The organism is Streptomyces sp. NPDC052701 (genome assembly GCF_040678355.1).
GTDB lineage: Bacteria > Actinomycetota > Actinomycetes > Streptomycetales > Streptomycetaceae > Streptomyces.
This window is the reverse complement of sequence record NZ_JBFATO010000013.1, coordinates 48,364-73,052: the sequence shown is the minus strand read 5'-3', so window position 1 is coordinate 73,052 and position 24,689 is coordinate 48,364. Positions and strand designations below refer to the sequence as shown.

The 24,689-nt window shown below is 72.9% G+C and carries 23 protein-coding genes and 1 tRNA gene; 11 read left to right on the top strand and 13 right to left on the bottom strand.

Features of this window, described 5'->3' with window-relative positions; all coding sequences use genetic code 11:
* Positions 1-51 precede the first annotated feature (51 nt).
* The gene (locus AB0L29_RS17145) at positions 52-711 is read right to left on the bottom strand and encodes an HAD-IA family hydrolase (protein ID WP_365827877.1); all 660 of its coding nucleotides are present in this window, start codon (positions 709-711) and stop codon (positions 52-54) included.
* A gap of 197 nt (positions 712-908) precedes the next feature.
* Complete coding sequence (locus tag AB0L29_RS17140; RefSeq protein WP_365827875.1) at positions 909-1,490, bottom strand: TMEM165/GDT1 family protein; 582 nt, start codon at positions 1,488-1,490, stop codon at positions 909-911.
* Between the two features lie 413 nt (positions 1,491-1,903).
* Between AB0L29_RS17140 and AB0L29_RS17135 the strand changes: the two genes are divergently transcribed.
* From AB0L29_RS17135 to AB0L29_RS17120, 4 genes are all read left to right on the top strand, one after another.
* Positions 1,904-2,548 carry an HNH endonuclease family protein gene (locus tag AB0L29_RS17135; RefSeq protein ID WP_365827873.1) on the top strand — a complete coding sequence of 215 codons (645 nt, stop codon included), beginning with the start codon at positions 1,904-1,906 and terminating at the stop codon, positions 2,546-2,548.
* A gap of 81 nt (positions 2,549-2,629) precedes the next feature.
* Complete coding sequence (locus AB0L29_RS17130) at positions 2,630-4,267, top strand: alkaline phosphatase D family protein (RefSeq protein ID WP_365827871.1); 1,638 nt, start codon at positions 2,630-2,632, stop codon at positions 4,265-4,267.
* Between the two features lie 434 nt (positions 4,268-4,701).
* Positions 4,702-5,151 (top strand): DoxX family protein, encoded by a 450-nt coding sequence (locus tag AB0L29_RS17125; RefSeq protein ID WP_365827869.1) that lies wholly within the window; start codon positions 4,702-4,704, stop codon positions 5,149-5,151.
* Between the two features lie 278 nt (positions 5,152-5,429).
* On the top strand, positions 5,430-6,008 hold the full coding sequence (locus AB0L29_RS17120; protein WP_365828074.1) for a VTT domain-containing protein: 579 nt from the start codon (positions 5,430-5,432) through the stop codon (positions 6,006-6,008).
* 105 nt (positions 6,009-6,113) lie between these two features.
* Here AB0L29_RS17120 and AB0L29_RS17115 read toward each other — a convergent pair whose 3' ends face one another.
* Positions 6,114-6,344 carry a DUF2277 domain-containing protein gene (locus tag AB0L29_RS17115; protein ID WP_365827867.1) on the bottom strand — a complete coding sequence of 77 codons (231 nt, stop codon included), beginning with the start codon at positions 6,342-6,344 and terminating at the stop codon, positions 6,114-6,116.
* A gap of 106 nt (positions 6,345-6,450) precedes the next feature.
* On the opposite strand from AB0L29_RS17115, the gene AB0L29_RS17110 reads away from it, so the two are divergent.
* Positions 6,451-7,350, top strand: a complete 900-nt coding sequence (locus AB0L29_RS17110; RefSeq protein WP_365827865.1) for a 2-dehydropantoate 2-reductase — start codon at positions 6,451-6,453, stop codon at positions 7,348-7,350.
* Between the two features lie 100 nt (positions 7,351-7,450).
* On the top strand, positions 7,451-7,801 hold the full coding sequence (locus AB0L29_RS17105) for a hypothetical protein (protein ID WP_365827863.1): 351 nt from the start codon (positions 7,451-7,453) through the stop codon (positions 7,799-7,801).
* A gap of 102 nt (positions 7,802-7,903) precedes the next feature.
* Here AB0L29_RS17105 and AB0L29_RS17100 read toward each other — a convergent pair.
* Positions 7,904-7,975, bottom strand: a tRNA-Val gene (locus AB0L29_RS17100).
* Positions 7,976-8,551: 576 nt separating this feature from the next.
* Here AB0L29_RS17100 and AB0L29_RS17095 point away from each other — a divergent pair.
* From AB0L29_RS17095 to AB0L29_RS17085, 3 genes are all read left to right on the top strand, one after another.
* Positions 8,552-9,979 carry a hypothetical protein gene (locus AB0L29_RS17095; protein WP_365827861.1) on the top strand — a complete coding sequence of 476 codons (1,428 nt, stop codon included), beginning with the start codon at positions 8,552-8,554 and terminating at the stop codon, positions 9,977-9,979.
* A gap of 68 nt (positions 9,980-10,047) precedes the next feature.
* Positions 10,048-10,272, top strand: a complete 225-nt coding sequence (locus AB0L29_RS17090; protein ID WP_365827859.1) for a zinc ribbon domain-containing protein — start codon at positions 10,048-10,050, stop codon at positions 10,270-10,272.
* A 239-nt stretch (positions 10,273-10,511) separates the two neighbouring features.
* Positions 10,512-11,147 (top strand): DedA family protein, encoded by a 636-nt coding sequence (locus AB0L29_RS17085; protein ID WP_365828071.1) that lies wholly within the window; start codon positions 10,512-10,514, stop codon positions 11,145-11,147.
* 133 nt (positions 11,148-11,280) lie between these two features.
* On the opposite strand, the gene AB0L29_RS17080 is transcribed toward AB0L29_RS17085, so the two are convergent.
* From AB0L29_RS17080 to AB0L29_RS17070, 3 genes are all read right to left on the bottom strand, one after another.
* Positions 11,281-12,093, bottom strand: coding sequence for an HAD family hydrolase (locus AB0L29_RS17080; protein ID WP_365827857.1), 813 nt, complete (start codon positions 12,091-12,093; stop codon positions 11,281-11,283).
* Positions 12,093-14,645, bottom strand: a complete 2,553-nt coding sequence (locus tag AB0L29_RS17075; protein WP_365827855.1) for a phosphoribosyltransferase — start codon at positions 14,643-14,645, stop codon at positions 12,093-12,095. Before AB0L29_RS17075 ends, AB0L29_RS17080 begins: the two co-directional genes overlap by 1 nt.
* A 64-nt stretch (positions 14,646-14,709) precedes the next feature.
* Entirely contained in the window at positions 14,710-15,876 is a 1,167-nt protein-coding gene (locus AB0L29_RS17070; RefSeq protein ID WP_365827853.1) for an HpcH/HpaI aldolase/citrate lyase family protein, read from the bottom strand.
* Between the two features lie 171 nt (positions 15,877-16,047).
* Here AB0L29_RS17070 and AB0L29_RS17065 point away from each other — a divergent pair, with 171 nt between their 5' ends.
* Positions 16,048-16,926 (top strand): TerD family protein, encoded by an 879-nt coding sequence (locus AB0L29_RS17065; RefSeq protein ID WP_365827851.1) that lies wholly within the window; start codon positions 16,048-16,050, stop codon positions 16,924-16,926.
* 46 nt (positions 16,927-16,972) lie between these two features.
* On the opposite strand, the gene AB0L29_RS17060 is transcribed toward AB0L29_RS17065, so the two are convergent.
* From AB0L29_RS17060 to AB0L29_RS17035, 6 genes are all read right to left on the bottom strand, one after another.
* Positions 16,973-17,710, bottom strand: a complete 738-nt coding sequence (locus AB0L29_RS17060) for a Tellurium resistance (RefSeq protein WP_365827850.1) — start codon at positions 17,708-17,710, stop codon at positions 16,973-16,975.
* Between the two features lie 131 nt (positions 17,711-17,841).
* Entirely contained in the window at positions 17,842-18,984 is a 1,143-nt protein-coding gene (locus tag AB0L29_RS17055) for a DUF475 domain-containing protein (RefSeq protein ID WP_365827848.1), read from the bottom strand.
* A gap of 49 nt (positions 18,985-19,033) precedes the next feature.
* The gene (locus AB0L29_RS17050) at positions 19,034-19,609 is read right to left on the bottom strand and encodes a TerD family protein (RefSeq protein ID WP_365827846.1); all 576 of its coding nucleotides are present in this window, start codon (positions 19,607-19,609) and stop codon (positions 19,034-19,036) included.
* 107 nt (positions 19,610-19,716) lie between these two features.
* Entirely contained in the window at positions 19,717-20,292 is a 576-nt protein-coding gene (locus tag AB0L29_RS17045; protein WP_365827843.1) for a calcium homeostasis/redox stress adaptation protein, read from the bottom strand.
* 138 nt (positions 20,293-20,430) lie between these two features.
* A complete protein-coding gene (locus AB0L29_RS17040; protein ID WP_365828069.1) occupies positions 20,431-20,889 on the bottom strand; it encodes a peroxiredoxin in 459 nt (152 codons plus the stop codon).
* A gap of 108 nt (positions 20,890-20,997) precedes the next feature.
* Positions 20,998-21,435 carry a DUF3052 domain-containing protein gene (locus AB0L29_RS17035; protein ID WP_365827841.1) on the bottom strand — a complete coding sequence of 146 codons (438 nt, stop codon included), beginning with the start codon at positions 21,433-21,435 and terminating at the stop codon, positions 20,998-21,000.
* Between the two features lie 435 nt (positions 21,436-21,870).
* On the opposite strand from AB0L29_RS17035, the gene aceE reads away from it, so the two are divergent.
* The gene (aceE, locus tag AB0L29_RS17030; protein ID WP_365827839.1) at positions 21,871-24,618 is read left to right on the top strand and encodes a pyruvate dehydrogenase (acetyl-transferring), homodimeric type; all 2,748 of its coding nucleotides are present in this window, start codon (positions 21,871-21,873) and stop codon (positions 24,616-24,618) included.
* The last annotated feature ends 71 nt before the right edge of the window (positions 24,619-24,689 follow it).

Genomic DNA, 24,689 nt, shown 5'->3' with positions numbered 1-24,689 from the left:
GCGGCGGGAGTGCGTGCAGGGCGTCGCGGGGCGGGAGTTCGACGACAGGCCCTACCCGACGTGCAGCCGGATCGTGCCGTCGGCCAGGGCCTCCACGCGCACCCGGGTCAGGTCCCGCACGGTCACGTCGGGTGCGTGGTGTCCGGCCCGGGGACCGACTCCCACGACCTTCATGCCGGCGGCGCGCCCGGCCGCGATGCCGGCCGCGGAGTCCTCGAAGACCACGCAGTCCGCGGGGGCGACGCCCAGTTCCGCGGCGCCCTTCAGGAACCCCTCCGGGTCGGGCTTGCTCGCGCCGACGGACTCCGCCGTCACCCGCACCTCGGGCAGCTCCAGCCCGGCGGCAGCCATCCGCGCCGTGCACAGCGCCACGTCGGCGGAGGTCACCAGCGCGTGCGGCAGGCCGCGCAGCGAGGCGAGGAAGGCGCGCGCTCCGGGGACCTCGACGACGCCCTCGGTGTCGGCCGTCTCCTCGGCGAGCATGCGCGCGTTGTCCGCGTGGTTGTGCTCCATGGGCCGGCCGGGCAGCAGCAGCGCCATCGAGGCGTACCCCTGGCGTCCGTGGACGACCTTCATGACCTCGTCGCCGTCGAGCCCGTGGCGCTCGGCCCAGCGCCGCCAGACGCGTTCGACCGCGGCGTCGGAGTTGACCAGGGTGCCGTCCATGTCCAGCAGGAGGGCGCGGGCGGTGAGCACGGCGGTGGCCGTCATCGGCAGCTCCTAGGCTCCAGGGCGCGGGAGGAGGGCTGTGGGCGGGCCCCCGAAGGACAAGGCGGCCCCGCCCGCCGGTCAGGGAAAGCGGGCGGGAGCCACTTTGTTCCTCCACGGTACAAAACCGTACCGGCATGCGCCAGTGCCGCCGCCGAGTGTTCACCGGCCGTTCGGCCCGCCACCCCCGCCCGCCCGGCTCATCCGGTCACGGCCTCCCACAGGCTCCACACCCCGAGCCCCAGCATCAGCAGGGCCGCGATCTGCGTGATCAGCCGCAGCGGCACCCGCTTCATCAGCGCCTTCCCCCCGACGATGCCGAGCCCGGCCACCGACCACAGCGCGAGCACCGCGCCCAGGCCGACGGAGAGCGGGTCGTCGTAGCGGGCCGCGAGGTTCGCCGTCATGATCTGGGTGAGATCGCCGAACTCGGCGACCAGGATGAGCATGAACCCCGCGCCCGAGACCTTCCAGAAGGACTGGTCACGCGGCTTGCGGACCTCCTCCTCGTCCTCGTCCTTCTTCATCAGCAGCATCGCGGCGCCGCCGAGGAACAGCACGCCCGTCAGCGCGTGCACGAGCTGCTGCGGCAGCAGCGTGAGCACGCTGCCGGCCGCGACGGCGAGCGCGACGTGCAGCGCGAAGGCGGCGGCGACGCCGGCGAAGACGTAGGAGGCGCGGTAGCGCGTGCCGAGGACGAGGCCGGCGAGCGCGGTCTTGTCCGGCAGTTCGGCGAGGAAGACGACGCCGAAGACGACGGCCGTCACGGTGAAGCTGATCAAGGGTTCCTCAATCGGTCGGGGCTGCCCCGCCGAGAGTGCTGCTCCTGTGACGCGCGACACCTCGGCACGGCAGCACACGTGGAGCCCGCACCCGTGGGGCGCAGGCGGTGCACTGCTTGCCGAAGGTCTCGCTGGCGGGTCCGCGGCGGACCGGCCCCCGGGCGCCGGCTCAGGCTGGCTGAGCAGTGTGTCGACGGTCCGGCGAAGAGCTACTCCCCTTCTGCGCCGTCCATGGTACGCGAGGTCCGCACCGGCACCGGGAGCGGAAGGCCGCGCACGAAGTTCCCGCCCGCGCATAGACGTGTCATGCGCACGTCATTAGCTTCTTACCGAACACACACCCCACCGCAACGCGGCGTGGCGAGCATTCCCCTGCCCGCCCTCCAACGCCCGCATTCCCCAAGGGAGTTCGCATGCCCAGGCTCTACGCGCGTCGACGGCTCAGCACCGTGGCGGCCCTCACCGCCCTCACCGCCTCCCTCGGCCTCCTCAACGGCCCGGCCGCCTCCGCCGCCCTCCCCACCCCGGTCAGTGCCGCCACCGCCCGCGGCTACCTCGCCTCCCTCACCGTGGCGGGCGAGGACCGCACCGGCTACAGCCGCGACCTCTTCCCGCACTGGACCACCGTCAGCGGCACCTGCAACACCCGCGAGACGGTCCTCAAGCGCGACGGCTCGGGCGTCGTCACCGACTCCGCCTGCTACCCCACCAGCGGCAGCTGGTACTCCCCGTACGACGGCGCCACCTGGACCGCCGCCTCCGACGTCGACATCGACCACCTCGTGCCGCTCGCCGAGGCCTGGGACTCCGGCGCCGGCGGCTGGACCACCTCCCGCCGCCAGGCCTTCGCCAACGACCTGACCCGTCCGCAGCTCCTCGCCGTCACCGACGACGTGAACCAGTCCAAGGGCGACCAGGACCCGGCCACCTGGATGCCCTCGCGCACCGCCTACCGCTGCACCTACGTCCGCGCCTGGGTCCAGGTGAAGTACTACTACGGCCTGTCCGTCGACTCCGCCGAGAAGTCCGCGCTGCAGAACCACCTCGCCGCCTGCTGACATCCGCGTGTTTTCCGGGCCGGAACCTCCCCGCCGGCCTCCGTCGTTCCGTACCGTACGGGGCGACGGAAGGAAATCACCATGGCCGGACTGCGCCTGGGACCGCTGCTGAGGTACACCGACGGCTCGTCCGCGACCGTCTGGGTCGAGACGAGCCGTCCGTGCACCGCCGAGGTGCGCTGCGCCGACGGCGCCGCGGGCACGGCCCGCACCTTCCAGGTGGCCGGGCACCACTACGCCCTGGTCCCGGTGAGCGGCCTCACCGCGGGCACGTCGACGGCGTACGAGGTGTTCCTGGACGGCACGCGCGTGTGGCCGCTGCCCGACTCGCCCTTCCCGCCGTCGGTCATCCGCACGCTCCCGAAGGACGGCGGCGTCCACGTCGCCTTCGGCTCCTGCCGCTGGGCCGCCCCGCCGGCCGACGGCAGCGACCCGGTCGGTCCGGACGCCATGGACGCGCTGGCCGCCCGCATCGCGGCCGATCCGCAGGGCGAGCGGCCCGACGTCCTGCTGCTGCTCGGCGACCAGGTGTACGCCGACGAGACCTCCGACGCCACGCAGCGCTGGCTGGCGGCCCGCCGCGACCTCGACGAGCCGCCGGGCAGCGGGGTCGCGAACTACGAGGAGTACACCCACCTCTACTACGAGTCGTGGCTCGACCCCGGCATCCGCTGGCTGCTGTCCACCGTGCCCACCTACATGGTCTTCGACGACCACGACGTCATCGACGACTGGAACACCTCCGCCGCCTGGCTGGCCGACATGCGCGCCACGCCGTGGTGGCGGGAGCGGCTGCTGAGCGGCCTGATGTCGTACTGGGTCCACCAGCACCTGGGGAACCTCTCACCCGGCGAGCTGGCCGCCGACCCGCTGTACGAGGCCGTCCGCGAGGCCCCCGACGGCACCGACGTCCTGCGCACCTTCGCCGCCCGGGCCGACGCCGACCCGGCCGCCGCCCGCTGGAGCTACCGGCGCGACTTCGGCCGCGTCCGGCTGGTGATGGTGGACAGCCGCGCGGCCCGCGTCCTGGAGGAGGGCAGCCGCGCGATGCTCCATCCGAAGGAGGCCGCCTGGCTGCGCGAGCAGGTGCTGGACGCGCCGGGGGCGTACGACCACCTCCTCGTCGGCACCTCGCTGCCCTGGCTGCTGCCGCACCTGGTGCACGACGCCGAGGAGTGGAACGCGGCGCTGTGCCGGGGCGAACGGGGCCCCCGCTGGGCCCGGCTGGCCGAGAAGGTGCGGCGGGGCGCCGACCTGGAGCACTGGTCGGCGTTCCCGTCCTCCTTCGCCGACCTGGCGGCGCTGATCGCCGAGGCCGGTTCGGGGCCGGACGCGCCGGCGACCGTGTGCGTGCTGTCGGGCGACGTCCACCACGCCTACGTGGCCGAGCCGTCCTGGCCGCGGGGCGGGCCCGACGCCCGGGTGGTGCAGCTCGTCTGCTCCCCCGTCCACAACTCCGTGCCGCTGTCGATCCGGCTGGCCTTCCGCGTCGGCTGGCACGCGGTGGCACGGGTCCTCGGCCGGTGCCTCGCCCGGCACGGACGCCTGCCGCGGCCGCCGATCCGCTGGCGCAAGACCGGCGGACCCTGGTTCGGCAACCAGCTCATGACGCTGACGCTGCGCGGGCGTTCGGCCCGGCTGCGGCTGGAGCAGGCGCGGGCGGTGCGCGACGGGCGCCCGGTGCTGCGGGCGGTCGAGGAGACCGAACTCGCCCCCTGATCCGCCCCCCGACCCGCCCCTGATCCACCCGCGCGCCGGCCGCCGGGGCCGCGAGCCCGCCGCCGCGGGCCCGCGGAGCGCTTCCCCGCGCGCGGCCCGCCCGGGGCGGCACCGCGCCCCTGCCGCCCGCGGGACCGTCCCGGCACCGCCCTCCGGGGGACCGGCTTCGGGGCGCCGCGGCAGGGCGTGCACCGGATGGCCGCGGGGGAGCCGGTCCGAGTGTGCTTTCGGTCACACTTTCGGGCGCGGGTGAGGTGACCGGAGCGGCGCCACGTGCAGTGGTGGCAGGAGAGGAAGACGAAGCCGAGGTGAACCAATGGCCTAATGTTGAACTTGCAAGCATTAATTAGGCGGGCCTAACGTGGATCGTCCCACTCGGTTCCGTCCCCGGACCGGCCCCTCCCCGAGCCGGCCTACCGAAGGAGCGACCCCACATGACCGGACGCCTCGACAGCGCCCAGCCGTACGCCCTCGGCCTGTTCCGCATCGTCGTGGGGCTGCTCTTCGCCTGTCACGGCGCCATGGCCCTCTTCGGCGCGTTCGGCGGCGTGGACGGCAGCGGCGCCACCGCCGAGACCGGCGCCTGGCCCAACTGGTACGCGGCCGTGATCGAGCTGGTCGGCGGCAGCCTCGTCCTGCTGGGACTCGGCACCCGCGCCGCGGCCTTCCTCTCCTCCGGCGCCATGGCCTACGCGTACTTCAAGGTCCACCAGGCCGAGGCCCTGTGGCCGATCGAGAACAACGGCGAGGGCGCGGCCCTGTACTGCTGGGCCATGTTCCTGCTGATCTTCACCGGCTCCGGTGCCCTCGGACTCGACCGGCTGCTCACCAGGCGTTCGTCGACCCGGAAGCCGGCCGCCGAGCAGGCACCCGCGACGGTCTGACCCCGCCCGCGCGAGACCGCCGGTGCCCTCCCCGTCGAACGGGGAGGGCACCGGCGTGTGCGGCCGGGCGCGTGCGGCGCGCCCGCGTGCCCGCGTGCCCGCGTGCCCGCGTGCCGGATGAACGCGCCGTGTCCATCGCATGAGCCCCCCGTGACCCTTTCGTCACACCTCCCGCGTACGCTGTATGGCTGTCATGGCCACTCCTGCCGCTCCCCCCGCGACATCGCGGCACGGTCTGGCCCACGGGGGAATCACGGGGAGTTGCGGTGCAGGAGAGTATGGGGGCGCTGACCGGCAGCCCGTGGATCTACGCGGCGGTGGCCCTGTCGGTGCTGCTCGACGTGTTCCTGCCGGTGCTGCCCAGCGGCGTCCTGGTGATCACGGCCGCCACGGCGGCGGCCGCGGAGACGGCGGCCGACGTGCCCGACGTCCTGGTCCTGACTCTCTGCGCGGCCACCGCCTCCGTCCTGGGCGACCTGGTGGCCTACCGCCTCGCCCGGCGCGGCGGCGCCCGCCTGGACCGGGCGATCGCCCGCTCCCGCCGCCTGACCACCGCGCAGGAACGTCTCGGCGCGGCCCTGACCCGGGGCGGCGGCGCCCTGGTCGTGCTCGCCCGCTTCGCCCCCGCCGGCCGTTCGCTCGTCTCCCTCGGCGCCGGCGCCGCCCACCGCCGCGTCCGCGAGTTCCTTCCCTGGTCGGCCCTGGCCGGACTCTCCTGGGCCGCCTACAGCGTCACCCTCGGCTACCTGGGCGCCCACTGGCTGGGCGCGACCTGGCTGGCCGCGGCGGTGTCGGTGGCGGCGCTGTCCGGCGCGGGGGCGGCGGCGGCGTACCTGCTGCGCAGGCGGCCGGCGTAGCCGCGGGCGGCCGGGTCGTAGCCCGCGCCTTCGCGCCGCCCGTGCGCGGACCGGCCCCGTGACGGCACCGCGCGCCACCCGGCCCCCGTCCCGCGGCACCGCGCGTTACCCGGCTCCCCGTCCCGCGGCCCCCCGTACCTCCAGTCCGCCCAGCAGCTCGGCCGTGGCCTCGGCGACCGCGTCCACGGCCCGCTCGAACACCTCCCGGTTGTGCGCGGCCGGCGCCCGGAACCCGGACACCTTCCGCACGTACTGCAACGCGGCGGCCCGGATCTCCTCCTCGGTGGCCTCCTCGGCCAGCACGGGAGGACGAAGTGTCTTGATGCTCCGGCACATGCCCCCAGTCTGGCCCCACGAACCCCGTACGGCCATGCCCCGGGCACCTGCGACGATCGTCCTCGGCGGCCACCGCACAGGGGCCGACCGACGAGAGGAGCCCACCATGGCGAACCCACTGACCGTGGCCGTCCTCGGCCCCGGCGGCGTAGGCGGCCTGCTCGCCGCCCTGCTGTCCCGCGCCGGCCACCGTGTCGTCTGCCTGGCCGGTGACACGACGGCCGGCACCCTGCGCACGCGCGGACTCGAGGTCCGCAGCGGCCGGTTCGGCGACTTCGCGGTCCCCGTCGAGGCCGACACCCGCCTGCGCGAACCGGTCGACGCCTGCCTGATCACCGTCAAGCACACCGCCCTGCACGACGCCCTGACCCGCGTCCCGCCGCACACCCTCGGCGACGGCCTCCTCGTACCGTTCCTGAACGGCGTCGAACACCCGGCAGTCCTGCGCGCCCGGTACCGTCCCGACCGCGTCGCCCCGGCCGTCGTCCGCGTCGAGTCGACCCGCGTCGCCCCCGGGGTCGTCGAGCACGGCAGCCCGTTCGCGGAGATCGACCTGACCGGCGCCTGCGTGCCCGGCGAGCTGCTCGGCGCCCTCGCCGGGGCCTTCGCCGCCGCGGGGCCGGCCACCCGGGTCCTGGCCGACGAGACGGCGGTCCTGTGGGCGAAGATGTCCTTTCTCGCCCCCTTCGCCCTGCTCACCACCCGCTACGGCCTCCCCCTGGGCGACATCCGCACCCGGCACCGTGCCGAACTGACCGCCCTGGTCGAGGAGACGGCCGCGATCAGCCGCGCCTGCGGCGGCCCGGCGGACCCGGACCGGGCCCTGGCCCGCTACGACGCCTTCCCCCCGCGGACCAGGTCGTCGATGCAGCGCGACGCCGAGGCGGGGCGCCCTCTGGAACTGGACGCCATCGGCGGCGCGTTGCTGCGCGCGGCGGAGCGGCACGACGTGCCGGCTCCCCTCACCGCCCGTCTGGTAAGGGAGTTGACGGAACTCGGGCACTGAGCCGCCCCCCTCGATCCGGCACTCGCCACAGGCACACCCGTTCGGATGAACCACGGGAAGGAACTCGCCACCCAAATTCGAACAGGCGTATCATTGGGCTGTGGCTGCGACCTATGACTTTCCGAGTGACCTCCTCGCCGGTCAGGAGGAACTGCATCAGGTCCGGGCCGAGTTGTCGGCCCTGCTGAAGCGGCTCCCCTGGTCGGTGGAACCGCTGGACGGCTTCAGCGACGACAACGGCTGGCGCAAGGTGGAGCGCCCCGCCTCGCCCGGCTGGAGCGCCGACGAACAGGCGGAGGTGGAAAAGCTCCGCCGGCGCGAGCACGAACTCGCGGTGTTCGTCAGCACCCACCGCTACTGGTCGGAGCTCACCGGCCCCGACCGGGTGGACGCCCGCTCCCGGCTGAAGCACGCCCACGAGGCTCCCGCCCAGGGCGCCGGGGAGACCTGAGAGCGGGCGGGGCCGGCCCCGCCCGGATCCCCGCCGCCTCCCGCCGGCACGAAGGAACGCCCCGGGCCGTCGACGGCCCGGGGCGTTCCTTCGTGCTCCCGGTGGGCGCGGACGGTTTCGAACCGCCGACATCCTGCTTGTAAGGCAGGCGCTCTACCCCTGAGCTACGCACCCGCTCCCCGGGCCGGACACCCAGGACGACTCGACAGCCTACCCTGCCGGGGGCGCTGTCCCGCAAACCCGTCACGGCAGGCCGCCGCCGGGGGTGGGCCGGGGCCGGCCCCACCAGAAAGCCGGGAGCGCTCCGGGCCCCGCCTCCGTCCGCACCTCCGCGGGCCCCGTCTCCGTCCGCACCTCCGCCGGCCCCCCGGACCCGCGCACCGGCGACGGACCGGACCGGTGCGCGGAGGTCTCCTCCCGCCAGGCGCGCACCGGGACGCGCGACGGTCCGGTCCGCCTCGAACTCGGCGTCCTGCCGGACCGGGTGCGGGCCCGCAGCGGCGACGGCCCCCGAGGACCGCGCCGCCCCGGGCCGCCCACCGGGTGACCCCCCGGGGCGGACGGCGGGCCAGGGGCCGGGGGGGGGGACGTGTCCGTGCCCCGCGGCGACTCGGGCCCGCGTGCGGTGACCGCGCGCACCGGCGACGGCGAAGTCACCGCCGGAACCGCGAACTGACCGGCCCGTGTCTTCGTCCCTAACCGGTGGGACAATGACACCGGGCAGGGTGGACGACAGTGCGGGAGAGGGATGTGACGGCGACACCAGCACAGCCGGACCCGCCGTCGGTGCCGCGCGCCCACCGCGTGCTCCGTCCCGCGCGCCGCCGCGCGCCGGCCCGTCCGCGCCAGGCGCCCGGGCCGGTCCGGGACGCGCTCGCCCTGGTGGGGCTGCCGCTGCTCGCCGCGCTGGCGCTGCCCGCCGCGTTCGCCGGCGGCGGCACACGGCGCTGGTTCGGCGGGCGGGCCGAGAGCCAGCGGGCCGAGGCGCAGTCCGCGAAGGACGCGGCGGCGGCCGCGTTCTACGAACTCGACACCGCCCAGCGCGACCTGCGGATCTCGATCGAGACGATCGCCGCGGTCGACGACTCCCCCGCCGCCGGGCGCGCGGTCGCCGGCTTCGAGGCGCTCGGCCGGCGCATCGACGAGGTCAGCCACCGCTACATCGAAGCCGTCGACGCCCACGACCTGGACCGGGACGACCTGGAGGCGTCGGCCGCCTCCCGCGCCCGCGCCGAGCTGACCGCCGCCAAGGAGGAGCTGGAGCGGGTCAAGCAGGAGCTGGACCGGTTCGCCGACGGCCTCGGACCGCTGATCGGCAAGGCCGAGACCCAGCTCGCCCGGCTCGCCCCCGCGGTCGAACGCGCCCGGCAGGCCCTGCTCGCCGCCTCCGGCGCCCTGGACGCCGTACGGGCCTCGGGTCTGAGGGCGGACGACCTCGCCGCCCGGCTCGCCGCCCTCTCCCCGGAGCTGACCAGGCTGAACCAGGGCGCCGGGCAGCACGGCGTGCCGCAGACCCTGGAGCGGGCCGAGCGGGTCACCCGGGAGGCCGAGGCGATCCGCGTGACGGCCGAGCGGCTGCCCGGGCGGGCTGCCGAGATCGACCACCGCCTGGTCTCCCTGCGCACCCGCGCCCAGGCGCTGACCACCCGCGCCGAACAGGTCGAACCGGTCCTGAGCGAACTGCGGCGGCGGTTCGCCCTGGCCTGCTGGCAGGACCTGCAGCACGTACCGGAGCAGGCCGCCGAGACCGTGCGGCAGGCCGAGCGGAAACTGGCCGAGGCGCAGGCCGCCCGCGACGAGCAGCGCTGGCCGGACGCGACCGCCCTGCTGTCGACGGCGCGGGCCCTGCTGAACTCCACCGACGAGGCCGTGTCGGCCGCCGGTGACCGCCTGCGGCGCCTGAACGCCGTGCAGAAGGACCCCCAGCAGGAGATCGACCGCACCCGCTTCGCCCTCCGCGACGCCCAGCGCCTGGCCATGGCCGGCCGCAACACCCCCGACCCGCGCCACGCGCGCCCCCTGGACGACTCCGTGGCCCGCCTGGACCGCGCGATCGCCACCCTGGAGGGCCGCCACCCCGACTACTGGCACTTCCTGACGGAGACGGAGGCGGTGCGGCGGACGGTGGCCCGGGTGGTGGCGCAGATCCGGGAGGAACGGGGAGCCGGACCGCACTGACCGGGCCGCGTCCGCCGCGGCGGGCCGGGCACCGGCCGCGGCCGCCGCGCGCCGGTTAACCTGTGCCCATGCCTCGCTACGAGTACCGCTGCCGTACCTGCGGCGACACCTTCGAACTCAGCCGTCCGATGGCTCAGTCCTCCGCTCCCGCCGCCTGCCCCGCGGGCCATGACGACACGGTGAAACTCCTGTCCACGGTCGCGGTGGGCGGCACCGCCTCCTCCGCCCCGGCCCCCGCGCCCCGCGCGGGCGGCGGGGGCGGCGGCTGCTGCGGCGGGGGCTGCTGCGGCTGACGCCGCGGCCCCTTCCCGGGCGGCCGTCCCGGCCCTTCGGCGGCCCGGGCGCGGGGCCGGGCCCCGCGCGGGCCGCCTCCCTCGCCTCCTCAGGTTCTCTTCAGCCGCGGTTTCCTACCGTGACCGGCATGACAGCCATCGCAGCGCAGCCGGTCACGGCGCACCCGGCGGCCGGGGCGGCACCGGCACAGGTCCTCGCCGCGGACGGCGGCGGCGCACCGCAGTGGGTCCTCGGCCTCATGGACGCGCTGGGCGCGCCGGGCGCCGGTCTGGCCATCGCACTGGAGAACCTCTTCCCTCCGCTGCCCAGCGAGGTGATCCTGCCGCTCGCCGGGTTCGCGGCGAGCGACGGCCGGATGAGCCTGCTCGCCGTCCTGCTGTGGACGACGGCCGGCTCGGTGGCCGGCGCGCTCGCGCTGTACGGCGTCGGCGCGCTGCTCGGCCGCGACCGGACGGTGGCGATGGCGGCCCGGCTGCCGCTGGTGAAGGCCGAGGACATCGAGCGCACCGAGGCCTGGTTCCTGCGGCACGGCACCAAGGCGGTGTTCTTCGGGCGGATGATCCCCGTCTTCCGCAGCCTGATCTCCGTGCCGGCGGGCGTCGAGCGCATGCGCCTGCCGGTGTTCCTCGGCCTGACCACGCTGGGCAGCGCGATCTGGAACACGGCGTTCGTGCTCGCGGGCCACGCGCTGGGCGACAACTGGTCCGAGGTCACCCGCGTCGTCTCCGCGTACTCCAAGGTGGTCCTCGTCGTGGCCGCCCTGGCGGTGGCGGCGTTCGCGGGCGTGCGTCTGCGGCGGCCGGGGGCCGGCCGGCGCGGGCGCGGACCGGAGCAGGAGGACGCGCGGGACCTGCGACCGGACCGGACCCGGTGACGGCGCGCGGGACGTGCGCGGGGCCGGGCGGGCCGGCGGGCGCGGCCGGCCCCGCGGCACCGGCCACGCCCCGCCCGTGAAGACCCGGGCCCGGCATCCGGCGCCCGGCATCCGGCGCCCGGCGCCCGGGGCATCAAGGAGCCTGCCGCACCGCCCGCAGGAACTCCCGCAGGATCCGCTCCCCGGCCAGGACGCCCCGCTCGGCGAGCGCGTCGATCGCCGGGGCGGTCCAGCCGGTGTCGGCCAGCTCGCCGTGGCCGGGGCGCCAGCCGCGGTCCGCGGCCAGGAGGAGGTCGGCGTCGAGGAGGGAGTCGCCGGCGGCCAGGGTGAGGGCGGCGCCGGAGCGGCGGGCGACCTCGTGCACGGCCGCGCTCTTGGTGAGCGGCTTGGGCACCGCGTAGATCTTGCGGCCCTGGAGCGAGACCGTCCAGCCGCGGTTCTCCGCCCACGCCGCGAGTTCCTTCACCCAGTCCTCGGGGAGCAGTTCGCGCTCGACGACGAGGTAGACGAAGAGGTCCTCGGCGATGCGGTGCTTGCGGACCCAGACCGGGTCGGCGGTCCTCATCAGGTGTTCGCTCACCTCGGTCAGCGAGGCGCACTCGTCGGCCAGCCGGGCGGTCACCCGCGCGTGCCAGTCCGGGTCGGAGACACCGTCCACCAGCAGGTGCCCGCCGTTGGCGCAGATCGCGTACGCGGGCGGCGGGCCCGGCAGGTTGATGCGCTGGTACTGCTTGCGGGTGCGGGTCGTGGCCGGCACGAACAGCGCCGCGTCGCCGAGGTCGGCGAGGAGCCGGGCCGCCGTCTCCGTCATGTAGGACAGCGGCTTGCTCTCGTGCACCTCCACGCACAGCAGCCGGGGGGCCCGCGCGTCCGGCATGGTCAGGGCCAGGGCGGCGGAGGAGTAGATCAGCGTGCGGTCGAGGTCGCTCGCGACGAGCACCGGCATCAGACCGTCACCGCCTTGCCGTCGGCGCCGGTCGCGCCCCGGGTGTACCGGGGGTGGATCAGGCCGACACAGGTGTAGGGCAGGTCGGCGACCTCCTCGACGGGCACCCCCCGCTGCTCGGCCAGCAGGCGGACGTGGTCGAGGTCGCGGCCCGCGCCGGCCCGCGCCAGCACCTTCCAGGGCACGCGGCGCAGCAGCACCCGGGTGGTCTCGCCGACTCCGGGCTTGACGAGGTTGACGTCGTGGATGCCGTACTCCTCGCTGATGCGTTCGACCGCCGCCCAGCCCTCCCAGGTGGGGGTGCGGTCGGTGGCCAGCAGTTCCTTGGCCTGGCCGTCGACGGCGTCCGCGACCTCCGGGAAGCGGGCGGAGACCGCGTCGAGGAAGGCCACCGAGACGTCGGCGCCGGCGAGTTCGCGGTAGAACTTGGCGCCGTGGAAGTCGTGCGGGCCGACCAGGTCCGCCCGCAGGACGGTGCGGGAGACCAGGCCGGACACGGTCGAGTTGAGGCAGGCGGAGGGGATGAGGAAGTCCTCGCGGGTGCCGTACGTCCGCACGCACGAACCGGGGTCGGCCAGGACCGCGATCTCCGGGTCGAAGCCGGTGACACCGTCGGACGCCTCGAACTCCTCGACGGCCCGCGCGAGTTCGCGGGCGATGGCGCCCTTGCCGGTCCAGCCGTCGACGAAGACGACGTCCCGCGGGTCGTGGTGCCGGGCCAGCCAGCGCAGCGCGTTGGCGTCGATGCCCCGGCCGCGGACGATGGAGACGGCGTAGTGCGGCAGGTCCAGGCCGTGCCGGTGCCGGGCCCAGCGGCGCATCAGGATGCCGACGGGCGTTCCCGCGCGGGCCAGGGAGACCAGGACGGGCCGGGGCGCGGAGGTCCCCGTGCCCGGGCGGGGCCGGGAGCGGGTGCGCTCGGCGAGGACCAGCTCGGTGACGACGCCGACCGCCTGGGCCAGGCGGGCCGCGGATTCCTCCAGCGCCGCGTGGAAGAGCTCCTGGTAGCGCTCGCTGGGCTGGTACTCCACCGGCAGCGACTCGGCGTAGTGTGCGCCGCCGCTCTGGATCGCCTCCTCGCGCTCCTCGGTCGGAGCCTCCAGCGTCACCTCCGAGAGGTCCTGGAGCAGCCAGCCGACCTCCTCGGGCGCGTACGAGGAGAAGTCGGGGCCGCGGAGGGGCTCGGGCAGCATGGCGGGCCTTTCGGGGACGTACAGGGGCTCGGGGACGTAACTCGGCACGACCGCGAGGAGGACCTGCGGGGTGTGCGCGGCGAGCTGGGCCAGCAGGCCGTCCGGCGCGTGCAGCCGGGGGGTGTCGGCGACGGAGTCGACGACGGCGACGACGGCGTCGAAGCCCGCGCCCGCGACGTTGTAGGCGTAGCGTTCGCCGGGCCCGTCGGCGGGGTCGTCGTGCGCGGGGAAGACCAGGCGGGTGCGTATCGCGTAGCCGGGGTCGTCGACCGCGAGGACGGGCGAGCGGGTGGTGGTGGAGAACCGCACCTCGGCGCCGAGCACCCGCTCCAGCTCGCGGGCCAGCCTCAGCGGCGCGTACATCAGCTCCTCGAAGCCCAGCACCAGCACACGGCGGGCGTCGGCGGGCAGCGCCCGCGCCACCCGGGCGGCCATGGCGGGCAGGGCGTCCTCCAGCCGCGCGCGGTGCGCGGGCGTGAACCCGTGCCGGCCGCCGTCGGGCAGCCCCCGGGGCCAGCGCAGGTCGACGCGGGCGACCCGGCCGTGGGACGGCCGCGGCGCGGGCCCCGCCGGCGCGGCCTCGTGGCGCGCCACCAGCTCCCGGCCCTTCTCCAGCACCCCCTCCGGCAGCGTCACCGTGCCCGAGGCGGTCGCGACCAGGTCGACGCGGGCGCCGATCTCACGGGCGAAGGCGTCCAGGCGGCCGGCGTCGGCGGCCGAGCGCATGTCGACCAGGGCGACCACCACGTACCGCTCGCGCGGGTAGCGCGCGTGCAGGTCGCGGATGGTGTTCAGGACCGTGTTGCCGGTGGAGAACTCGTCGTCGACCAGGACCAGCGGCCCGTCACCGACCAGCAGCGCCGGGTCCTCCGGCAGCAGCAGGTGCGAGGTCGCGTGCGAGTGGGACTCCTCGAAGCCGCCCGCCGGGGCGACCCCGGCGACGGGGCGGCGGGTGGAGTGCAGGCAGGGGACGGCGCCCAGGCCGTCGGCGACCGAGTGGCCGAGACCGGTCGCGGTCTCCGCGTAGCCGAGGACGACCGCCTCGCGCGCCTCCTCGGCGCCCAGCAGCTCGCGCACCCGGCGGCCGAGCGCGACGCCGTGGTCGTACACGACGGACGGCGACTGCGGTACGTGCTTGCCGAGCACGTTCGACACCAGCAGGTGCGCCCGCTTGGGGTTGCGGCGCAGCGCGAGCCCCAGCAGGCCGGTCAGCGCGTCGTCACCGGTCAGCCCGACGCCGAGCCGCTCGGCGACCCAGCTGCCGGACCAGACGCCGCCGGGCGCCCCGGTCCGGTCCCCGTCGCGCGCTCCGTCGCGCACCCCCTCGGGGTGCACCCCCTCGTTCACTGCCTTCTCCATGGATTCCTTGCGTCGGTGTCCGCGGTCCCTACGGGGACCGGCGATCTCCTGGGTTGCCGTGCGCTCAGCCGGACAGTCCGGCCGCGAGCAGTTCCACGAAGCCGACGTCCTCGTTCGCCACGCCGAAGACCTCGGCGCGCAGCAGGGTCCGCTCCGCCCAGGCGCGGTGCGGCTTCACCTCGTTCATCTTGTTGGTGTAGGCCGACCGCAGCACGCCCCCGCCGCCCCGCTCGGGCCTGAGGATGTCCTGGGCGTCGCTGAACTCCTCGTGGCTGACCACCGACAGCGCATGCACCGGCAGTACGTGCGAGGGGTGGATGCAGGTCTTGCCCAGCAGGCCGTTGGCCTGGTCCAGGGAGATCTCCCTCAGCAGTCCGTCCATGGCGTGCTCGATCAGCTTCTCGCGCAGCTCCACGGCCTGCACCTCCAGGAACGGGCTCTGCCGCAGCTGTGGCTTGAACATGCGCTCCTGGACCCGGAAGTACTCCCACACCGGCCCGGTGACGGTGAAGCCGGTGCCGTCGGCCCGCCCCAGCATGTTCACCACGTCGGCGATGACGGAGGCGACGATCTGGACGTCGTACGCCGTCATGTCGGGCGCTCTGCGCAGCCCGTAGGAGGAGCAGAAGTCGGTCACGCCCAGGCGCAGCGCGAGCACCCGGTCGCGGTACTTGTCGATCACGCGGTAGATGCCCTCCAGGGTCGCCACACGGGACTCCCGGTACAGCAGCTCCGGCGACTCCAGGACCGGCATGGCGAAGAGCCGCCGTCCGCTCTCGGCCTCGGCGCCGGCGAGCGCCTCCAGGAAGGACACACCGCGTTCCCCGGTGAACTTGGGCAGCACGAATCCGGACAGCAGCCGCACGGCGGGGCCGAGGCGCCGTACGAGGTCGGGGATCTGCTCGGGGGCGCGGACCCGGACGAACAGCAGCGGCAGGACCGCCCCGGGCCGCGCGGCGAGGTCCGCGAACTGCCGGACGAGGTTCTCCTCGCCCGCCGCGACGTCCCCGTCGTCGATCGAGTCCTCCAGGCACAGCACCATCGACACCACACCGCGTGCGGCCTGCTTGGCGATGTCGTCGGCGAGGCGCGGCCGGGTCGCGGGGCTGTAGAGCGTGGCGCCCAGGGCCGCGGCGAGCAGCCGGGCCGGGGAGTCCGGCGTGAACTCGCACGGCTCCCGGTGGAAGAGACGCTTCCGCACCTCAGGGGCGATGTGCCCGAAATGACGCATAGAACTCCCCCGCGGTGGCTGGGTGGCCTGTGAAGTCGAAAGGTGGCCGGTAATAGTACGTAGAGATCGATGTCCGGAGTTCCCGCGAGGCATGAACTTCAAGCAACCCCGCCGTGTCGGAGACATACCCCCGCGTTGTCGTGACCAGGACGGAGAAGGCAGGATGACGGCATGACGCACGCGATGCTGAAGGGGTCGAACGTCCCGCTGGAAGCCACCACGGTACGCGCCGTGCTGCGCTGGACGCCCGGGCAGGGGATCCCGGACGTCGACGCCTCCGCGCTGCTCCTCGGCCCCGGCGGCCGCGTGCGCTCCGACGAGGACTTCGTCTTCTACAACCAGCCCCGGCACCCCTCCGGGAAGGTCTGGCGGCTCGGCAAGAAGCGGACCGCCGAGGGCCTGACCGACACGATCCAGACGGATCTCACCGGTGTCGAGTCCGAGGTCGACCGGATCCTGCTGGTCGCCTCGGCGGACGGCGTCGCCTTCGGGCGTGTGCGGGCGCTGCGCATCCTGCTGTACGACGCGGCGCGTGCCGACGGGGAGGCGCTGGCGTACTTCGACGTCAAGCCGCAGACGGGCGAGGAGACGGCGCTGATCTGCGGTGAGCTGTACCGGCGCGGGGAGGGCTGGAAGTTCCGCGCGCTGGGCGAGGGCTACACGAACGGCCTGAAGGGCCTGGCGACCGACTTCGGCATCTCGGTGGACGAGTCGGAGGCGGCCGGGGAGGGAACGGCGGCTGCCGGGTCCGCCCGGCCCGGTCCGGCGCGGCCGGCGCCCGAGGCGTCCCGGCCGCTGCCGCCGGAGCAGCCGACGGTCTCGCACGCGCAGCCGGCCGGTGTCCCGGCCCAGCCCGGGTACGGCTACCCCCAGCAGCCGCCGGCGACCACGCAGCAGCCTCCCCCGACGACGGCACCGGCCTACGGCTACCCGCAGGCACCGGTCGCCGCGGGGGCCCCGTCCGGCTACGGCTATCCGCCGGCGGGCGCCGCCGTCCCCGACCCGGACTTCCGGATGCCTCCGCAGGGGCCGCAGTTCATCGGCCGTTAGGGCGTCCCGGGCTCCGGGGCGCACGGCCGGGCCCGGCCGTGCGCCGTCACCGCTCCGCCTTCGCCTTGTAGCCGCGCCCCCACTGCAGGCCCCACCCGTACAGCCGGTCCAGCTCCGCCTGGAACCCGTACACGAACCTCACCTCGCGCCGGACGAGGATCTCCTTCTTGGTGTTCTCGAGCATCACCACGGCGCAGGAGCGGGCCTGGGGGTGCCGCTCGTCCAGGCCTATCTCGATGCGCGGGCCGTTGCTGGGGTACAGCGTCACGATGGCGTGCGTACGGTCGAACGCGGGTGTCTGGTCGTAGATGTACGCGAAGACCAGCAGGCGTTTGATGGCGTCGCGGTGGTCGAGGTTGACGTAGATCGTCTCGCCGGACCCCGAGCCGAACCGGTCGTCGCCGCTGAGTTTGACGTACGGCGGTGCGTTGACGTCGCCGAGGTAGCCGCCGAGCGGCTGGACGACGCCCTTGGTGCCGTCCTGCAGTTCGTACAGGCAGCCCAGGTCGAGGTCGACGTTGACCATGCTCTGGCTGTGCCCGATCACCTCCGGCGGTTTGAGCGCCCTGAAGGGGTGCCGCAGCAGGCTCTCGCGCCGGGGACCGCCGAAGTCGGAGGTGCGCATCCGCCAGGTCAGGTTGATGCGCAGATGGCCGGTGGCCGCGCCCTGCTTGGTCAGGGAGACCTGGCTGTGCCGTTTGGTCAGCTCGATGGCGTTGCTGGCGGCGCTGCCCGAGTCGAAGGCGGCCTCGCGTCCGCGCCTGAGTCCGTCGAACAAGCCCATTCCCGCCCCCAGGATTCATGTGGAGGACCCGGGGGCCACGGGAGCCCACGGGTCTTGACGACCGGCGGGGCGGCCCCGAGGAGTGTCCTCGACGGCCGCCCCGCACAGAGCGTTCCTCACCCGGAGGGTCGTCACACCCCGGAGGAGACCTCGGACTTCTCGTCCGAACCGGAGCCTCCCTCGGCCGCCAGCGCGCGGTTGCGGCGGACGGAGGACCAGAAGGAGGCGCCGATCAGGACGACGCCGACGAGACCGGTGACGATCTCGTTGATCTCGTACCGGATGGTGACCAGCAGGATCACGGCGAGCGCGCCGATCGCGTAGTGCGCGCCGTGCTCCAGGTAGACGTAGTCGTCCAGGGTGCCCTGGCGGACCAGGTAGACGGTCAGCGACCGGACGTACATGGCGCCGATGCCCAGGCCGAGGGCCATCAGGACGATGTCGTTGGTGATGGCGAAGGCGCCGATCACGCCGTCGAAGGAGAAGGACGCGTCCAGGACCTCCAGGTAGAGGAACATGAAGAACGCGGCCTTGCCGGCCACCACGACCGCGGAGCGCGGCTTGCCGGCGCGCACGGCCTCTTCCTCCGCCTCGTGCTCGCGCTCCTCCTCGTCCTCGAGCCGGTCCTCGAAGTAGCCGGAGAGACCGCCCACGATCATGTAGGTGATCAGACCCGCGATGCCGGAGAGCAGCACCGTCTCGGCCTTGTCGACGTGCGTGCCGCCGTGCTGGTGGGCGTGGGTGGCGAAGGTCATCGCGGAGATCAGCAGGACGATCAGCGCGATGCAGACCGACAGCATGTCGACCCTGCCGAGCTTGGCCAGCGGCCGCTCCAGCCAGCCCAGCCACTTGATGTCCCGGTCCTCGAAGATGAAGTCCAGGAAGATCATGAGCAGGAACATGCCGCCGAAGGCGGCGATCGCCGGGTGGGCGTCGGTGACGAGCTCCTGGTACCGGTCCTTGTCGGTGAGCGCCAGGTCCACCGCCTCGATCGGCCCGAGCTGGGCGCTGATCGCCACGATCACGACGGGGAAGACCAGCCGCATGCCGAAGACGGCGATCAGGATGCCGATCGTGAGGAAGATCTTCTGCCAGAAGGCACTCATCTTCTTCAGGATTCCGGCGTTGACCACCGCGTTGTCGAAGGACAGCGAGATCTCGAGGATGGAGAGGATCGCCACGATACCGAAAGCGGTCCACCCCCCGTAGAAGACCGCTGCGACCAGGCCGAGCGCGGTGACCGCGAACGACCACCCGAAGGTTTTCAGAACCACTGGCTACCCAATCGTGTGTGTACGGGGCTCCCCCGCGCCGTACCCGGCTTTACGAAACATTGACTCCGAAGTCTAGAGCGATCCCCCGCAGCCCCGACGCGTACCCCTGTCCCACCGCCCTGAACTTCCATTCGCCCTGGTGCCGGTAGACCTCGCCGAAGATCATCGCGGTTTCCGTGGAGGCGTCCTCGCTGAGGTCGTAGCGGGCGAGTTCCTGGCCGTCGGCCTGGTTCACCACACGGATGAAGGCGTTGCTGACCTGGCCGAAGGTCTGGCCGCGCTCGTCGGCCAGGTGGATGGAGACCGGGAAGACGATCTTGTCGACCTGGGGCGGCACCTTGGAGAGGTCGACCAGGATCGACTCGTCGTCGCCGTCGCCCTCACCGGTGAGGTTGTCACCGGTGTGCTCCACCGAGCCGTCCGGGCTCTTGAGCTGGTTGTAGAAGATGAACCACTCGTCCCCCAGGACCCGGCCGCCGCCGCACATCAGCGCGCTGGCGTCGAGGTCGAAAGGGGCTCCGGTGGTGGAGCGCGCGTCCCAGCCGAGTCCGATCATCACCTGAGTGAGGTTCGGTGCGGCCTTGGACAGGGAGACGTTGCCCCCCTTGGCGAGCGTGACGCCCATGATGCTGGTCCCTCCCCGAGGTGATGCCTACTGGCTGTCCTGCACGTCCGGCGCCGCACGTAAACCGTGCGACGCCGGACGGAGACCTAAGGAGACCTTCGGAACGCTCAGACGTTCACGCCGAAGTCCTGCGCGATGCCGCGCAGGCCCGAGGCGTAGCCCTGGCCGATGGCGCGGAACTTCCACTCCGCGCCGTGCCGGTACAGCTCGCCGAAGACCATGGCGGTCTCGGTGGAGGCGTCCTCGGACAGGTCGTAGCGGGCGATCTCGGCGCCACCGGCCTGGTTCACCACGCGGATGAAGGCGTTGCGGACCTGGCCGAAGGACTGCTGGCGGTTCTCGGCGTCGTAGATGGAGACCGGGAAGACGATCTTCTCGACGTCGGCCGGGACGCCGGCGAGGTCGACCTTGATCTGCTCGTCGTCGCCCTCGCCCTCACCGGTGAGGTTGTCACCGGTGTGCTCCACCGAGCCGTCCGGGCTCTTGAGGTTGTTGAAGAAGATGAAGTGCTGGTCGCTGGCGACCTTGCCGGAGCTGTTCAGCAGCAGCGCGCTCGCGTCCAGGTCGAAGTCGGTGCCGGTCGTGGTGCGGACGTCCCACCCCAGACCGACGATGACCGCGGTCAGGCCCGGCGCCTCCTTGGTCAGCGATACGTTGCCGCCCTTGCTGAGGCTGACTCCCACGAGTCCTCCATTGGTGTGCGGGGGCGGGATGCCCCTCAGTGCTCGGATGTCGGATCAACGAGTCGATCCTAGTGACGGGTTCCCGGCCCTCGCAGGCGCTGGAGCCGAAGGATCACCGGGTGCCGGCCGTCCGGGGCGTCACAGGCTGTCGAGTGCCTTCACGTAGTCGTTCAGGTCGCGGGCGTCCGGCAGGCCGTTGACGACCGTCCAGCGCACGACGCCCTCCTTGTCGATGATGAAGGTGCCGCGCACGGCGCACCCCTTGTCCTCGTCGAAGACGCCGTAGGCGCGCGAGACGTTGCCGTGCGGCCAGAAGTCCGACAGCAGCGGGTACTCCAGGCCCTCCTGCTCGGCGAAGACGCGCAGCGTGTGGATGGAGTCGTTGGAGACGGCGAGCAGCTGGGTGTCGCGGTCGGAGAACTGCGGCAGGTTGTCGCGCAGCTCGCACAGCTCGCCCGTGCACACGCCGGTGAAGGCGAAGGGGTAGAAGAGCAGCACCACGTTCTTGCGGCCGCGGAAGCCGGAGAGCCGCACGGTCGCGCCGTGGTTGTCCTTGAGCTCGAAGTCGGGGGCCTTCTCGCCGACCTGGATCGCCATCGTCGTGTTCATCCCTTCGGAGCGTCGTTCGGGCGGGAACACCCTACGCAGGGACCGTCACAGGCCGGCGGGCGGGCTGACCCGGTCAGCCCGCCACGCCCCGTACGACTAACGCTTGGACTTCGCGGCCTTCGGCGTCGCCAGCCGGCTGCCGCTCCAGTCCTTGCCCACGCTGACGCTCTTGGACGCCGTCAGGCCCGCCGTCGTGGCGGCCTCCGAGATGTCGCTCGGCTCCACATATCCCGAACGGCCGGTCTTCGGCGTCAGGAGAAGGATCGCGCCGCCCTCTTCGATGTACGTGGTGGCATCCACCAGCGCATCCGTCAGGTCGCCGTCGTCGTCACGGAACCACAGCACAACGGCGTCGGCCACGTCGTCGTAGTCCTCGTCCATCAGGTCGCCCTCGATGGCTTCCTCGATGGCCTCGCGGAGCTCCTGGTCCACGTCCTCGTCGTAGCCGATCTCCTGGACCACCTGCCCGGGCTGGAACCCCAGCCTGGCGGCAGGGTTCGTCCGCTCCTCCGCGTGGTCCGCGGTCGCGCTCACGGGTTGCCTCCTGATCATGTTCTTGGATGGGGGGTACCCCCCGGCTCGTCGGGAGCCTGGGAGAATCTCAGCCACGCGCGTGCGCGAAGCATTGGCCGTAGTCCACACGGGCGGGGCGGATCGCGCAAGTACCCGGCCGTTCAGACCGCCGAAACGGTGACGATCCTGGCCGTGTCACCGCAACTCCGCGCACACCATCATGGACCGAGGTGACACACACCACACCTTTCTGCCCCGTTTGCGCGTTTGGGAATCGTCCGTGGGTACGAGACTCGAAGGTATTCGCCCCACACGTCACGAAGCCGGTCCACGTCCGGGTTACTCCTCGGTAGAGATGACGTCCGCGGCCCCGAGGTGGACCATGGGGAGCGGTGCAGACCCGGTGACAGCAGCGAAACAGCGGCCCCCCAGGCCCTCTGACAGGTAAGGAACAGCGTGGCTTCCGCATCCGATCGCAACCCGATCATCATTGGCGGCCTTCCGAGTCAGGTTCCTGACTTCGATCCCGAAGAGACGCAGGAGTGGCTCGATTCCCTCGACGCCGCCGTGGACGAGCGCGGCCGGGAGCGGGCCCGCTACCTGATGCTGCGGCTGATCGAGCGGGCCCGCGAGAAGCGCGTGGCCGTGCCCGAGATGCGCAGCACGGACTACGTCAACACCATCCCCACCAAGAACGAGCCGTTCTTCCCGGGCAACGAGGAGATCGAGCGCAGGATCCTCAACGCCACCCGGTGGAACGCCGCCGTGATGGTGTCCAGGGCCCAGCGGCCCGGCATCGGCGTCGGCGGCCACATCGCCACCTTCGCCTCCTCCGCCTCGCTCTACGACGTCGGCTTCAACCACTTCTTCCGCGGCAAGGACGAGGGCGACGGCGGCGACCAGGTCTTCTTCCAGGGCCACGCCTCGCCGGGCATCTACGCCCGCGCGTTCCTGCTGGACCGGCTCAGCGAGCAGCACCTGGACGGCTTCCGCCAGGAGAAGTCGAAGGCGCCGTACGGGCTCTCCAGCTATCCGCACCCGCGGCTGATGCCGGACTTCTGGGAGTTCCCGACGGTGTCGATGGGCCTGGGCCCGATCGGCGCGATCTACCAGGCGCGGATGAACCGCTACATGCACGCGCGCGGGATCGCCGACACCTCCAGGTCGCACGTGTGGGCCTTCCTCGGCGACGGCGAGATGGACGAGCCGGAGTCGCTGGGCCAGCTCACCCTCGCCGCCCGCGAGGGCCTGGACAACCTGACCTTCGTCGTCAACTGCAACCTGCAGCGGCTCGACGGCCCGGTGCGCGGCAACGGCAAGATCATCCAGGAGCTGGAGTCGGTCTTCCGGGGCGCCGGCTGGAACGTGATCAAGCTGATCTGGGACCGCACCTGGGACCCGCTGCTCGCGCAGGACCGCGACGGCATCCTGGTCAACAAGATGAACACGACCCCGGACGGCCAGTTCCAGACGTACGCCACCGAGTCCGGGGCGTACATCCGCGAGCACTTCTTCGGCGACGACCACCGGCTGCGCGCGATGGTCGAGAACATGACCGACGACCAGATCCTGCACCTGGGCCGCGGCGGTCACGACCACCGCAAGATCTACGCGGCGTACAAGGCGGCCGTCGAGCACAAGGGCCAGCCGACGGTCATCCTGGCCAAGACGGTCAAGGGCTGGACGCTGGGCCCGAACTTCGAGGGCCGCAACGCCACGCACCAGATGAAGAAGCTGACGGTCGACGACCTCAAGCGCTTCCGCGACCGCCTGCACCTGCCGATCTCCGACAAGGAGCTGGAGTCCGGCCTGCCGCCGTACTACCACCCGGGCCGGGACTCGGAGGAGATCCAGTACATGCACGACCGCCGCAAGAGCCTCGGCGGTTACGTCCCCACCCGCGTGGTCCGCTCCAAGCCGCTCGCCCTCCCCGACGACAAGACGTACGCGACCGTGAAGAAGGGCTCGGGCCAGCAGTCCATCGCGACGACGATGGCCTTTGTGCGTCTGCTCAAGGACCTCATGCGGGACAAGGAGATCGGCAAGCGGTTCGTGCTGATCGCGCCGGACGAGTACCGCACGTTCGGCATGGACTCCTTCTTCCCGAGCGCGAAGATCTACAACCCGCTCGGACAGCAGTACGAGGCAGTCGACCGCGAGCTGCTGCTCGCCTACAAGGAGGCGCCGAACGGGCAGATGCTGCACGACGGCATCTCGGAGGCGGGCTGCACGGCCTCGCTGATCGCCGCGGGCTCGGCGTACGCGACCCACGGCGAGCCGCTCATCCCGGTCTACGTCTTCTACTCGATGTTCGGTTTCCAGCGCACCGGCGACCAGTTCTGGCAGATGGCCGACCAGCTGGCCCGCGGTTTCGTGCTGGGCGCGACCGCCGGCCGCACGACCCTGACCGGTGAGGGCCTGCAGCACGCGGACGGCCACTCGCAGCTGCTGGCCTCCACCAACCCTGCCTGCGTGGCGTACGACCCGGCCTTCGGCTACGAGATCGCGCACATCGTCAAGGACGGCCTGCGCCGCATGTACGGGGGTTCCGAGGAGCACCCGCACGGCGAGGACGTCTTCTACTACCTGACCGTCTACAACGAGCCGATCCAGCACCCGGCCGAGCCGGAGAACGTGGACGTCGAGGGCATCCTCAAGGGCATCTACCGCTTCAGCGAGGGCACGGCGGGCTCGGTCCCGGCGCAGATCCTGGCGTCCGGTGTCGCCCTCCCCTGGGCCGTCGAGGCGCAGCGGATCCTGGCCGAGGAGTGGAACGTCAGGGCCGACGTCTGGTCGGCGACCTCCTGGAACGAGCTGCGGCGCGACGCCGTGGCCTGCGAGGAGCACAACCTGCTGCACCCGGAGGAGGAGCAGCGGGTGCCGTACGTGACGCGGAAGCTGTCCGGCGCGCAGGGACCGTTCGTGGCCGTCTCCGACTGGATGCGGTCGGTTCCCGACCAGATCGCGCGCTGGGTGCCCGGCACCTACCAGTCCCTCGGGGCGGACGGCTTCGGCTTCGCCGACACCCGGGGCGCGGCCCGCCGCTTCTTCCACATCGACGCGCAGTCGGTCGTGGTCGCGGTCCTCACCGAACTGGCCCGCGAGGGCAAGATCGACCGCTCGGTCCTGAAGCAGGCCATCGACCGCTACCAGCTGCTGGACGTGGCGGCGGCCGACCCGGGGGTCGCGGGCGGCGACGCGTAGCACCCGTACCCGCCGTCAGGGGGGTGGTGCACCTGCGGGTACGCCACCCCCCTGACGTTTTCTACGATGCG